This window comes from Lysinibacillus sp. NPDC056232, assembly GCF_042267565.1.
Taxonomy (GTDB): domain Bacteria; phylum Bacillota; class Bacilli; order Bacillales_A; family Planococcaceae; genus Lysinibacillus.
This window is the reverse complement of sequence record NZ_JBHJTF010000003.1, coordinates 184825-198055: the sequence shown is the minus strand read 5'-3', so window position 1 is coordinate 198055 and position 13231 is coordinate 184825. Positions and strand designations below refer to the sequence as shown.

Genomic DNA, 13231 nt, shown 5'->3' with positions numbered 1-13231 from the left:
AAATAAGTTAAAGGTTTTTCATCTAATATTATTCTTTTGTCAAATGACTGTAACATTCCTCTTTTAAAATACAAGTAATAAATTCATTTAAAAAGAGGTTATATTATGAAAAGAATCTGCAAATATAGAAAATGCAAAGTGTCAATAATTATACTAGTAGTTTGTTTAGCTTTACTTTCTGTTTTTTTTATAAGACTATTTCAAAAAGAAAATAGAGAAAATCATTTTATAGATGAAATTGCTCCTATAGCTGTAGAATTAAAGCAACAAACAGGAGGAGTATTTCCGAGTATAACAATTGCACAGGCTATATTAGAATCGAATTATGGCAAAAGTGAATTGGCTATAAAAGCAAATAATTTATTTGGGATAAAAGGTAGCTATAAAGGCAATTCAGTAACAATGCCAACTATGGAATATAAAAATAATAAAAGTTATACAATTGAAACTGAATTTAGAGCTTATCCAGATTTGAAAAGTGCGTTTATTGACCATACTAAATTAATTTTAGAAGGAACGAGTTGGAATGAGCATCAATATTATGATGTTCTTGCTGCAGCGAATTATCAGGAAGCAGCCCATGCTTTGAAAAAAAATCACTATTCCACAGATCCTATGTATCCTGAAAAAATAATTGCTATTATAGAACAGTATAATTTAGGGAAATATGACAATTAGGAGATAAATATAATGAATGTTCTTATCGCTGATGATGAACTAGATATGTTAAAGATTTTACAAAGTTATTTCAAAAAGGAAGGATTTACGGTATTTACGGCTACAAATGGTTCAGAGGCACTTGATATTTTCTATAATCAAAAAATTGATTTGGCCATTTTGGATTGGATGATGCCAGAAAAAGATGGGATTACAGTTTGCCGCGAAATGAAGAAGACTCAAAAAATTAAAGTATTAATACTAACGGCTAGAGATACTGGAGAAGATGAATTTATTGCCTTATCTGATGGCGCTGATGATTATGTAAATAAACCATTTTATCCAAAAGTTTTATTAATGAGGGCGAAAAAATTGTTACAAATGGAATCCATTCAACGAATAAACGATGTTTCATTTGATATTTCAAGCAAACGTGTATGGAGATCTGGAAAAGAATTGATTTTAACAAAGACTGAATTCGAGGTTTTACGTATATTTAGCCAAAATAGAAGACAAATATTAACGAGAGATCAACTACTTGATTTAATATGGGGAATGGACTACGAGGGTGATCCAAGGACGGTAGATACACATATTCGGCGTCTACGTGAAAAAATTGGAGAGGATATTATCCAAACGCATCGTGGTGTTGGATATAGCACAAGGGAATGAAACGAAAAATTGGAACAAAATTAACTATTTATATAACTCTTGTTGTTATCATTACATTTAGCATCTCACTTGCGATAAGTCATTTTTTTCTACCAAAATATTATCTTCATCAATTGAACCAAAAAGTAACAAATGCTTTTTCAGTATATCAGGAATTTGAAGATAAGAGTTTGGTGGAGCATCAATTTGATGTAACTATTCTTTCAGTATCGCTAAAAGATAATATTAATGTCCTGAATGAAAATTTAAAACAGCAACTTGCAAGAGAACATATTGCACTTAATAAATTTTGGGTTTCCGAAGAAGTATTACAAAAAGTTAATGAGGATAAAATTGTAGGCAAAGTTTATAATCAAGGAAAACAAAAGTCCAGTTTTATCGCACATTATTCAAAAGATGATAATCAGCTAATTATGATTGGAGCCTCTATGGCTAATTTTATTGATATAGCTTATTTTATTAATCGTTTTAACATATTCTTTTTGATTGCCAGCATCTTAGTGATTATTGTTATTACTGCCTTTCTATCTCGAAATCTAACAAGACCGTTAAATGAACTCAAAAAAGTTGCAAAAGAAATTGGCGAGTTGGAATTTAAACAGGCTGAAATTCGGACCGGAGATGAAATCGAGGACCTTGCAAAAAGTATAAATAAAATGAGTAAGGCACTTGAAAAGGCGCAACAAGATTTATCTAAACGGAACATTGACTTAAAGCAATTTATGATAGGTTTAACCCATGAGCTTAAAACTCCTTTAGCATTAGTTAGAGCATATTCCAGTGGAATTGAAGATGGTATGGATGATGGAACTTATCTTACAACCATTAACAAGCAAGTTGATAGAATGGAAAAATTAATTACAGATATGCTTTATTTCGCCAAAACAGAAGAAAACAATTCTAATAAAACAAACTTTGATTTAATTATGTTGATTAATGACATACTGAATAACTATCGACATATACAAGGAGAAAAACAAATTTATTTTAAAACTGAAGTTACTGAATTTATACTGACGGCTGAACAAGATAAAGTACATTTCATATTTGAAAATATGATTAGTAATGCAATCAAATATGCTTCTGGAAATGAAATTCAGATTTGCTTTGGTCAAGACAGTGTATTTAAAATTAGTAATGATACCACGCTTACAGATATTTCTAGAATATGGCAGCCTTTTTATGTTGGCGAAAGTTCTCGTGACAAGAACTTTTCAGGTACTGGGCTTGGACTTGCCACAGTTAAAAGCCTTACTGAACAATTAGGATATTCAGTTCAAGCAAGGCTATCTAACGGTAAAATTAATTTTGAAATCGATTTTGTAAATCCTACATTGCATTGATGCATATTAAAATCATAATTTAATTTGATGCGTTCTAAAATGAATTGATACCTGTTGTTGGACTACTCTAATATAATTGAAAAAAAACAACTAATTACATTTTTCTATCTTTTAGATGATGAGTAGGAAAATCCTTAAAAAGCGCGAGAAATCAATTTTAGAAACATTGATTTCCCGCGCTTTTCTGATGTGAAATTTTCCGATTTTTCTTTGAAAATATACTCAAATATCAAATACATATTCTTGAACTGCCTAGCAAATTGCAGCAATTAATTAGATTCTTCATTCGCATCTTTGGAGTAATTATACTTAGAACGATCAACTGGCGTATAATCTGTTGGCGTATAGAATCTCAATAAGTCACCATTCACGACTTTATCAGATAATTCCAATTTACGATCTACTTCATTTTTGATAGTTTTCGCAAACTCTAATTGACTATCATCTAGTAGTAAACCTGTTTTATTATCATAAAATTTCCCATTAATTGAATTAATCGTTGGACTGACAAAACCGCCATTTCTAAATGGTACAACTTCATCATGCTCTTTTGATAATAAGTCTGAACCAAATTGAACAAATTTTTGCGTATCAATTCCTAGTAAATGTAATAACGTTGGGAGAAGGTCTGTTTGGCCACCATAAGTATGGTCCGTTCCACCTTGCATTCCTGGAACATGTATAAATAATGGTACGCGTTGTAAATTAGCACTTTCGTATGGTGTAATTTCTTTTCCTATGACTTGTTCCATCGCATTATTATGATTATCTGAAATACCGTAATGGTCACCATAAAGAACAATCATCGAATTATCATATAAGCCTAATTCTTTTAATTGATTGAAGGCTTGTTCGATTGCTTCATCTGCATAACGTGCTGTTTGGAAATAATTATCTACACTTGCATCTCCAGTATCAGCTTTATTAATTGTTACTAAGTTTTGATCCATTTTATATGGAAAGTGGTTCCCTACCGTAATTAATTTCGTATAAAAAGGTTGTGGTAACGAACTTAACATACTTTCAGATTGGTTAAAGAATGGTTTATCTAACAAACCATATTCAGCCATGTTTTCTGAAGAGTTCGTGTCATAATAACTAGCATCAAAGAAGTGATCGAATCCAAATGATTTATAAATCTCATTTCGATTCCAGAAGCTTCCGTTATTACCATGGAATACAGCAGATGTATAACCATAATCTTTTAAAATACTAGGAGCTGCTTGATACGTATTTTGTGCTTTTGTAATATAAGCAGACCCTTGTGGTAACCCAAATAAAGAATTTTCCAGCATAAATTCTGCATCGGAAGTTTTACCTTGACCTGTTTGATGGAAGAAATTATCAAAATACATTGTATTCTTATCTTTTGTTAATGAATTTAAAAATGGTGTAACTTCTTCACCGTTTAATTTATAGTTGATCAGGAAGTTTTGGAATGATTCTAAATGTAAATAGATAACGTTCATTCCTTTTGCTTTACCAAAATATTCTGCATTAGGTTTGGCGTAGTTGGATTTTGTATAGTTCATCACTTCTGTAATATCACTACTATCCGCCAAAGCTCTCTGTGAAGATGCTTTCATCGTTTCTACTGAATCATAAATTGTATAGTTATACATTCCTAAATATTTCACAATATAGTTTCTATCAAAACCTCGACTTAATAGTTGCGGACGGTCAGATTCAGCTAGTCCTAAATTTAGGATTGATATTGCTAATGCAAAAGTAATGATTGCCGTTGCTTTTTTATATCCAAAACGATTGCTATCTTTTTGTATTTTTCTTGAGAATCGTAGGTAAAACATTACAAATACATCCACAAAGAACAAGAAATCATAAGGCTTTAGTAAAGAAAGAACACTACCACCTAAATCTCCGAAGTTCTGTGTTTGTGTAACTGTAGGCAATGTAATGAAATCACTAAAAAATCGGTAATAAACAATATTGGCATATAAAACAATAGACATCAGAGTATAAACTACAACTAGTGATGTATATTTTCTCTTTCCTCTAAATAAAAAGGCAATTCCTAGAAATAGCATTGCTGAACCTAGTGGATTTATTAGTAAAAGGAAATGTTGAAGGAATCCTTCTACTCCTAGTTTAAATTGTGCTGTTTGAGCGATGTATGTTTTAATCCATAACATTAAAACAGCTAATACATATATCCCTAAAAAGTTGTTTAATAGGTTATCTTTTTTACTTATTAAATTTTTCATTTTGCACCTCTTTAACTTAATCAATTATGCCTCGGCATAATTGCGTCCGGAATCGGCTTTGTGCTTAGGCCTGCGTGATGCAGGTCAGTTAGCCGTTATCGCATGGATGCGATGATTTTAGGCTAACATCCTTTTAAGCACTCCTTTCCGATTCCGTGACATCCGCCGGAGGCTTTAACTTCTTTCAGCGGGCGTTTGGACACCCGCTGAAAGAAGTTAAATTTAAATCTAGATATATATTAACTTAGTTTATAAGTATTTCATTTTAAAAATTGTTACTTCACAATAGTTTTTTTCGCAGCTAGTGTAGCTTACTCCCCATTTAGACTTCTGTCAAGCTATAAAACAATACGTACATTTCTTTCCATTATTGCAAACGCGTTCCATAAAAATCCCCCGCTTATGTTCGTATTTCATTTACGGAGTATTTAAACCATTGTAATACCTCATTACTCATTGAATTGTTTATTCATATTTCCTACTTTCATATAATTCGGAAATAAAAGAGACGTTGCGATAGCAGTATTTCTCAGTTTTCATTTATGGATGGCAATCTTCAGATGCAAAATATAATTGTTTTAGTTTACTATTACCTGTGTTGCACTTTAGGCCGAGTGACCTCTGATTGAGTTTTTCAACAATAGTAATTCTAAAACATAATCTTAGTTTTAACAATTAATTTTGATGACACGTACCTTATAATTTTGTAAGTTTTTATGCCTCGCATTGTGTCCGGAATCGGTTTTGTGCTTAGGCCAGCGGATGTTTTTTGTGCGAAAGCGAAGCGTAGGAGTATTTCTGTTTTGAACAATATAATTTGTGAATCGTTTCATCTACTTTTTCTACTATTTGAGCTAGCTCTTCTAGAGTTAATTCTTCTTCGCTTTCTCGTTCAATTTCAGGTAGTATCTGGTAGTATCTCTTTTTCAAACAGCTCGTTGTATAGTTGGTTCGATTTCTCTATCAAGCTACCATGAAATTTTTTCGATGGATTTCTTCCAAACGAACGTAAATTTATTCGCATTTTCCTTGGAGAAGGCAATATCATTATTTTGTAATTTTAGCGCTACATCTAAGTAAAATTAGTTGATTCATCGCAATCACCTATCGTTGTAAATAACCAGTCCACCGAAGCAAATAAAAAGCCCAGCAAATTATGCTAGGCCGTCACCATTTATTCTTCCTCTTCAAGTAAAATAACACTTTCTAAATTATTTACAAACCTTCTTAATTCTTTTGCTAATTCATTATTTATTTCACCAGCTTGATACCATTCATTTATAAGATTTCTTTGTGCTTCAATTGCTATTAAAGCTAAGTATTCTTTTTGTTCTTCCTGTATTGAAGTATCCATTTTATAAGATGAATATTGTAAGTGACGATAATACATCTCCACTTTTTGCGCAATATCTAAAGAAAATTCATCCGTTTCTTGAACATGCTTTATAATTGATGATGATACATAATTTGTTAAATCTTTTTTTACAGTATTAATTTGTTCTACAACATCGGCAGGTAGTTTGCTCATCTTCCGTTCACGTATAAAATAACGTAAACGACGTTTTAGCAAAGTAAATGTTCGGTTATTTAACGAATCTTTTCTTTCTTTAAATCTATACTCGATTTCATGTTGAATTGATCCATTTAATCCATGATCAACCATATACTGATTCGTATAAATTATTTCTAATTCCAACCCAATTTTTCGAGCTTCCAGTATTTTTTGCTTGTATGCTTGAAGTGCTTCTTCAGACTGTTCTCGCTCAATATTCAATAACATCGCGTTATATTGATTCATTAACCTTAGCGCTACAGGAGCATTCTCTTCAACCGTTTCAAGTTGAATACTATGAATGGCATGTCTGATCATTTTTCGTTTTTCATCAATTAAATTGGACTGTTGGGCTATTTCTTGAGTGTTTAATAAAGGTAAAAATATAGTAGCCATTACTAAGGTGAATAAAATAACACCTGCAGCTAAAAAGATGAGCAATGATCGTTCAGGAAATAATTCCCCGCTATTTGTTAATATCGGTAATGATAATATCCCTACCATTGTGATAGTTCCACGTACTCCAACAAGTGTTGTAACAATATGATCCTTGATTGTTGTTATTTCTTCGCTTTTAAATATTTTCTTATCCAGTATATTAAAGAACATCGTCCAAATAAAACGGATCATTAATACCATCAATCCAATAGCTAGTACATATAAAATAAGTACGCTATTGTGCATTTCCTCACTTGCGAGTATAGAATTTGTGGCAGAAGGTAGCATCAATCCAAGTAAAATAAAGATAATCCCATTTAATGTAAAAATAACAATAGACCAAACATTTTGCGTTACCACTTGTTCCTGTGCAATGATACTTTCTGTCTTTTCTTTAATAATTGTTGCAACAATTCCTCCTGCTACGACTGCAATGACACCTGATGCATGAAATAATTCTTCTGATATGAAAAATAAAAGAAAGGGTGTTAGAACTTGTAGCAAGACGTAAAATGTTATATCCACAATTCCTATACGACGAATACGAAGACGTATCCAAAATAATACTAATGCACCAAATACCCCAATAAATGCACCTATAAAAAACATATAAATAAAGTCATTTGTTGCTGAATTCAACGAAAAATAACCTGTTACAATCGCCGCTACTGCATATTTAAACGCGATTAACCCGGATGCATCATTGATTAAAGATTCCCCGCGAACTATATTCATAATACGATCTGGAATACGAACTCGTTTGGCGATACCATTTACGGCCACTGGGTCAGTAGGCGATAAAATAGCCATTAAAGCAAAGGCAGCCGCTAAAGGAATCGATGGAATCATCCAGTGCACAAAAAGGCCACCAACAATGGTCGTTAATAATACTAAGATAATAGCGTTGCCTAAAATCGGTAATCGCATTTTCCATAATTGTTCACGAGGAAAATGTGCCCCATCATAATAAAGTAACGGTGCAATAAACAATAGCAAAAACCATTCTGATTCAATCTCAATGGTAAAATTCTTTGCTACTAAAGCAACTATAATTCCAACTGCAATTTGAATGAGAGCAATCGGAATGAAGGAAATATAATGTGCCAGAACATTTGTCACTAATAATAATACAAGTAGCATTAATATCGATATTAAGATCTCCATGCACGGTCTCCTTTTTATAAAGAATTGCCTTCAATTTTTCAAAGTCAACCAAATTTTAGCCGACTAATCCCCCTTTTACACATATTTGCAGTAAAATTCAGCTTTTTCAACAGTTAGTATTTGCTCACAGACTGTATTTACATTTTTCAGTATTCTATACGCTACGAGAGGTAATGTTAAAGCCGTTTCTTTATAGCGAAACGGCTTTTCTGTAATAAAAATAGTAACAAGGGTCACTTTTTTGAATCAAGAATAAACATCGACGCATCTTGTCCCATGAATATTTTATTTCCTGTGTAAAAAGTTTTGAATTGAATATTCCTATACCCTATTTTAGTCATAATGTCGGTTAGCTCTTCGGGATTAAATCCGTTATGAACAATATCTGAAACTACATTTTCATTTTTATTAAAATCTACGATCAGTAGATGTCCTCCTTCATTAAGAACATCAAATAATCTTGATAAAACTAATTCAACATCATGAATATGGAGTAGAACCTGAGCCATAAAAATATAGTCGGCACGTAAATCCGTTATACTTTCCTTTTCAATATCAAAGCATAATGTATCTACATTCTGAATATTAAAATTAGTTACTTTTTGCTTTATTTGATTAACCATGTTTTGTGATGTATCCAGAAAAAGCATAGAATTAAACTCGTTTAACAAGTTCATCCCGACAAGACCAGTTCCACACCCAAAATCAATAGCATTCTTATTTTTAGCGTCAATTAAATAATTACTGATGGCATCTGATGATACCTTTGCAATTTGGATTCTTTCAGGAGTGTCATATATATTAGCTATCATTTCAAACTTATCAGTATTACCCATTATTATCTCTCCGATCAGACTAAATAAACAACCTAAATAATAAGATACGATTCTGTAAATAATATTTCAACTAATTGCTTCGTTAGTGACAGTCGTAAACTTTAAAATTCGACTCCTTTACATGCGGCGCCAGTCATGCTTTTGAAAATATAAAGATGAGACGTATTAAAATAACCCACCCTAATGTAAATTCTCTCAATTTCGAGTGACTCATCCCCCATTTGTTCAGTTTGAGCCCCATTTATATTTACCTTTAAATAGCCAGCAATTTCTTCGCCGTCATAGATGAAATAGGATTCCTAAAAAATGTTAGATAATTCCTTTTTCAGTTGTTTATCATTGAATGCCTTTTCTATATAAACTTTCATATTTTCAGATGAATTCGGATCTTTAAATGTAGCATGGAATGTTTCGATACTTAAATCTTGTAGTTTTTTTAAATCTTCTTGTTTCTTAAATCTAACGGGATGAGATTTATTATGAAAAAGTGAAATAAAAAGATTCTTTTGATGCACACTTTCGGAGTACCGAACGCCAACAAAAGAATCTTTTTATAACTCATTTATCAAAAATTCTAAAATCACAAGGTTATTTTAATAGAAACCCCCCTATTTACAAAATTCCATTCAAAGCATTTTTTGATCCACTACCAATGATTATTTTTTTCGTTTATGTCCATAATTTCCGATTAGATAAATAATGGCCCTATTACATGCGGAATGAGTATATGCAACACAAAGTCGGTAGAAAAGTGAGCAATCATAGCCGACTCCAGCCCCTTTTTCCAGTAGAGCCAACCATAAATAACGCTGAGAGAGCCGTTAAGCAATACCGCCCGGAAGATTACGTCACTGGTGATCGCGGTCATCGCGCCCGTGATTCCGAGATGACCGAGGCCAAAAATCACCCCTGTTATAATTATTGCCAACCACACGCCGATTTTAGTTGGGCCTCCATCTTTCGCCTTTTTGATTTTGGAAGCAATCCAAACCAAAAGCGTCATCAAAAAAAGCCGGAATAATATTTCTTCTGCCGTACCGCCATAGAAAATCGCAAGCGCGGATTTCCAAACCGGCACCGCCATTTCTGCCTTCATCAGTTCAACAGACATATTCCAGAACGGGATGCACAGTAAAACGACAAGCACACCGCCCAAAATGCCCCAAAGGACAGATGAACCGAGTATAGATTTCAAATAGCCCTTTCGCTTTTCACCGCCTGTAATTCCCTCCAAAATCGGTGCGCCAAATCCAATATGTCGCGCCAAAAGCAATCCGAAAAAGCTTGCCAGCGCACCCAACACCAGTGTTTGTGCTATCTGCGCAGGTATGATGATCTGCATAGGCGCGTTATCTGGCAGTTGCGCAAGCGCGTACGTAAACGGCATAACCATTACGCCCGTCACGACGCTTACGGCAGTAAGTAGGAAGAATAGCTTCCAGTTGATTATCTTTTTCATGAGCCAGTTTCCTCCTAAGAAATTATTACATGCCTATTGTTAATAAATAAAACTAGCTATTGTTATTTACCTCCTGATGACTATTACAATACCGAATGAATCCAATCGGAAATATCATTGATCACTTGTTGATCGACATGTTGTGCAACCTTATACTCTTTTTTGGCTTTTCGTATCTCTCCATAAACAAAAGGCATGAAAGCATGATTCAGGTTTGGATAAAGTTTATACGTAACATTGGATCTATCTCCCAATATTCTTTTGTAACCATTAAAATCCTTTTCCACTGATACATGGAAATCTTTTTCTCCTTGCAGAATGAAAAGGGGCTTATTTAATACATTGAGATAATTGGCAGATGGATGTTCGCCCATTTCTTTTAGGTAGTAGGCTTTAACATGTCTTCCTAAAACTTTCGTGGATTTTGCTTCTTCATCACTTAGGTTATAGATGTTGTCAAACTTTGATGATAAAGCTGCTATTTGTTTTCTAGCAATCCCTTTCAAAAGCTTATTCAATGAATGCAAAACTTCGTTATTTTGATCCATTAGAATTTCTTCAAATTTGCGTGGAGACCCACCCATAATAATGATTCCAGCAAAATTACCGCCTTCTGCATCAATTCGCGGAGCTAACATCCCACCTAAACTATGACCGATAATAAATATTTTATTTGAATCTATACGTGCATCTCTTCGCAAAAACTCTGCAGCAAGGATCGCATCTTCAATGGTTTCTTCTTTTACTGTTAATGCCGTATCATTTCTCATTTCTTTGCCATACACGAATGTTCTTTTATCATATCGCAGTACTGCAATTCCTTTTCCAGACAAACCATCAGCAATATCCTTAAAAGGATGAATGTTTCCGATTTTTTCATCCATGTTGCTTGGACCGGAGCCTTGAACCAATACAACTGCAGGAAATAATCCTTTTGTTTCATCAGGAATTGTTAATATTCCATTCAGTGGATACTTTGTTTTAGCACCTAAAACAATTTTTTCTTCAACCATTATATTTACCTCCTTAAATTGACAACTAAAAGATAAGTGAATACATCTAGTAGGCACTATCAGTTCACTTTCAAATTTGTGCTTTTAGTTTTTCAACAATACTTTTGAATTTCGGTTCATTGTGCAATGGGAAGAATGCAGTATTTTCCATAACACTTTGCACTATACTTTCTTTTACTATCTTTTCGTCTCTAGGAGCTTCAATATCATAATCCTTCAGCCAGTTTTCTATACTGTCAAAAAAGGAATCTCCTTTCAATTCGTACGGTAAAAGGGCGTTCGTACAAATGTATGTGTATTTTCCGAGCATTTCTAATGCTTTTTCCGGTTTATTTTGCATCATATAACCTTGTGCTGCGGCCAAATATAGCAAAGACACCAAATTAGGGTCCAGTTTTTCTACTTTAAAGACTTTTGATATTTCGATAAAACGTTCAAGGGCCTGCTCAAATTTTTCAGGTCGATTGGCAACTAACAGCAAGTATGACTGTGCCGGTGCAAGAAGGCCGTGGAGATGTTGATACAGACTGACCTGTAAAGCTTCCTTTGCCTTCTCCATATCTCCGGTCATTTGATAGACTTTGGAGAGTAAAAAGTTATCACTAATCGGCGGCTTCATTGTTTCGTCAAGTAATTCCAAAGCTTCCATTGGTTGATTTAAGATTATATGACATAACACTTCCAATGAATTTGCCTGCTTCGCGATCCATACATCATCACTTTCCTTCTTAATCCGGATACATAAATCAATGGCTTCCTGTAACAGTGCTTCTTGTTTTCCCCTTTCCGTAGCAAGGACAAAATGATTGGCATATAATTTAGCCATTTGCAGTAGCAGAGGAAAACAAGAGAAATATTTCTTTATAATTGCACGGCATTGATCAAGTACATCATCAAAAGGTTTGTTGCTAAAATCCTCAGCCAACTGTTGGTATGTTTTCTTTATATCTTCTTTTGTCATTTGCGGGAGGTAGCCAATGAGATCATCAATGCTTATATTAAAATAGTTTGCCAATTGTGGAAGCAGAGTGATATCCGGATAGCTTTGAGCCGTCTCCCATTTGGATACGGAAGCCTTCGATACACCGACATACTCAGCAAGTTTATCTTGTGTGATACCTTTTTCTTTTCTTTTTGCTGTAATAACTTTTGCAATACTTATTTCTCTCATCATTGTCACTCCTTATACTATTATTAAAATGCATTTTACCGTCAATTCCAATGGAGTTATATTTTATTTTAATAGATAAAATCAACTGTTAGGCAACAAATCCATTGATTCACAAAATTCGTTTATGCATACGTAAACACTTTTTGGATATTGCTAATAGGGATTATTTTTTTATGACAGCCAATTCAATAACACTAAATTCTCTTAGCCAACAGTTGGAACAATACTTGGTTGGAGTGTAAATTCATGGAATTATGTTAATAGAAATGGTTGATGGGGATTTTTGACCACATCCTATAATTGTAGAAATGATATTGCTCTAACGTACGCTCAATTCCACGTTAGTAAAGCACAACTTGGCGCAAAATTGTTACATCTTAATAAAAGTAAAGGTTGGTTAGTTCCACGCCATTACATGTAGATTATCCGGAAAGATAATATTTATTTAACCTGACAATCCGTCTCCCCCATTTAATACTGGGGGTTTTTTATTAATAAAATGTATAACGAGGTAATGCTATGGACATATTTTCATGGTAATCAAGATTACAAAGTAAATTCCCACACAAGCTTTTATAACTAGTAATAAAATCATAGATGGTAATAATAAATTTATTCCTATTGTTTTGAATGACTCGAAGCGAGATACGATCGAGGAAATTTTAGAAGCCTTTAATGAGGTAATTAAGGCATGTCATCAAACA

Annotated in this window: 9 protein-coding genes and 2 pseudogenes; 3 read left to right on the top strand and 8 right to left on the bottom strand. The window is 33.3% G+C overall.

The genetic code is table 11. The annotated features are described in order from the left end of the window. The first annotated feature begins 105 nt into the window (after positions 1–105). The 3 genes from ACFCYJ_RS04245 to ACFCYJ_RS04235 are packed head-to-tail and all read left to right on the top strand — an operon-like array spanning position 106 to position 2672. Complete coding sequence (locus ACFCYJ_RS04245; RefSeq protein WP_376071091.1) at positions 106–678, top strand: glycoside hydrolase family 73 protein; 573 nt, start codon at positions 106–108, stop codon at positions 676–678. Positions 679–690: 12 nt separating this feature from the next. Continuing rightward, positions 691–1329 (top strand): response regulator transcription factor, encoded by a 639-nt coding sequence (locus ACFCYJ_RS04240; RefSeq protein ID WP_376071088.1) that lies wholly within the window; start codon positions 691–693, stop codon positions 1327–1329. Beyond that, positions 1326–2672, top strand: coding sequence for a HAMP domain-containing sensor histidine kinase (locus tag ACFCYJ_RS04235; protein ID WP_376071085.1), 1347 nt, complete (start codon positions 1326–1328; stop codon positions 2670–2672). Before ACFCYJ_RS04240 ends, ACFCYJ_RS04235 begins: the two co-directional genes overlap by 4 nt. 269 nt (positions 2673–2941) lie before the next feature. On the opposite strand, the gene ltaS is transcribed toward ACFCYJ_RS04235, so the two are convergent. The 8 genes and pseudogenes from ltaS to ACFCYJ_RS04195 all read right to left on the bottom strand — a co-directional run bounded on the left by ltaS (position 2942) and on the right by ACFCYJ_RS04195 (position 12530). Next, positions 2942–4894: a lipoteichoic acid synthase gene (gene ltaS, locus ACFCYJ_RS04230; protein WP_376071082.1), complete on the bottom strand. Its 1953-nt coding sequence runs from the start codon at positions 4892–4894 to the stop codon at positions 2942–2944. An 813-nt stretch (positions 4895–5707) separates the two neighbouring features. After that, a pseudogene (locus tag ACFCYJ_RS04225) lies at positions 5708–5919 on the bottom strand (IS5/IS1182 family transposase); the annotation flags it as partial. Between the two features lie 149 nt (positions 5920–6068). Next, positions 6069–8048, bottom strand: a complete 1980-nt coding sequence (locus ACFCYJ_RS04220) for a Na+/H+ antiporter (protein WP_376071079.1) — start codon at positions 8046–8048, stop codon at positions 6069–6071. A gap of 233 nt (positions 8049–8281) precedes the next feature. Next, the gene (locus ACFCYJ_RS04215) at positions 8282–8884 is read right to left on the bottom strand and encodes a class I SAM-dependent methyltransferase (RefSeq protein WP_376071076.1); all 603 of its coding nucleotides are present in this window, start codon (positions 8882–8884) and stop codon (positions 8282–8284) included. Between the two features lie 179 nt (positions 8885–9063). Continuing rightward, positions 9064–9378, bottom strand: a pseudogene (locus tag ACFCYJ_RS04210) (GNAT family N-acetyltransferase); the annotation flags it as partial. A 194-nt stretch (positions 9379–9572) separates the two neighbouring features. Next, a complete protein-coding gene (locus ACFCYJ_RS04205; protein ID WP_376071073.1) occupies positions 9573–10343 on the bottom strand; it encodes a CPBP family intramembrane glutamic endopeptidase in 771 nt (256 codons plus the stop codon). Positions 10344–10426: 83 nt separating this feature from the next. Next, on the bottom strand, positions 10427–11356 hold the full coding sequence (locus tag ACFCYJ_RS04200) for an alpha/beta hydrolase family protein (RefSeq protein WP_376071070.1): 930 nt from the start codon (positions 11354–11356) through the stop codon (positions 10427–10429). 70 nt (positions 11357–11426) lie between these two features. Further along, a complete protein-coding gene (locus tag ACFCYJ_RS04195) occupies positions 11427–12530 on the bottom strand; it encodes a helix-turn-helix domain-containing protein (RefSeq protein ID WP_376071068.1) in 1104 nt (367 codons plus the stop codon). Between the last annotated feature and the right edge of the window lie 701 nt (positions 12531–13231).

Coding starts and splice junctions, on each gene's coding strand:
- ACFCYJ_RS04205 (WP_376071073.1), bottom strand. CDS start 10,343: ATGAAAAAGATAATCAACTGGAAGCTATTCTTCCTACTTACTGCCGTA.
- ACFCYJ_RS04220 (WP_376071079.1), bottom strand. CDS start 8,048: ATGGAGATCTTAATATCGATATTAATGCTACTTGTATTATTATTAGTG.
- ACFCYJ_RS04200 (WP_376071070.1), bottom strand. CDS start 11,356: ATGGTTGAAGAAAAAATTGTTTTAGGTGCTAAAACAAAGTATCCACTG.
- ltaS (WP_376071082.1), bottom strand. CDS start 4,894: ATGAAAAATTTAATAAGTAAAAAAGATAACCTATTAAACAACTTTTTA.
- ACFCYJ_RS04195 (WP_376071068.1), bottom strand. CDS start 12,530: ATGATGAGAGAAATAAGTATTGCAAAAGTTATTACAGCAAAAAGAAAA.
- ACFCYJ_RS04245 (WP_376071091.1), top strand. CDS start 106: ATGAAAAGAATCTGCAAATATAGAAAATGCAAAGTGTCAATAATTATA.
- ACFCYJ_RS04215 (WP_376071076.1), bottom strand. CDS start 8,884: ATGGGTAATACTGATAAGTTTGAAATGATAGCTAATATATATGACACT.
- ACFCYJ_RS04235 (WP_376071085.1), top strand. CDS start 1,326: ATGAAACGAAAAATTGGAACAAAATTAACTATTTATATAACTCTTGTT.
- ACFCYJ_RS04240 (WP_376071088.1), top strand. CDS start 691: ATGAATGTTCTTATCGCTGATGATGAACTAGATATGTTAAAGATTTTA.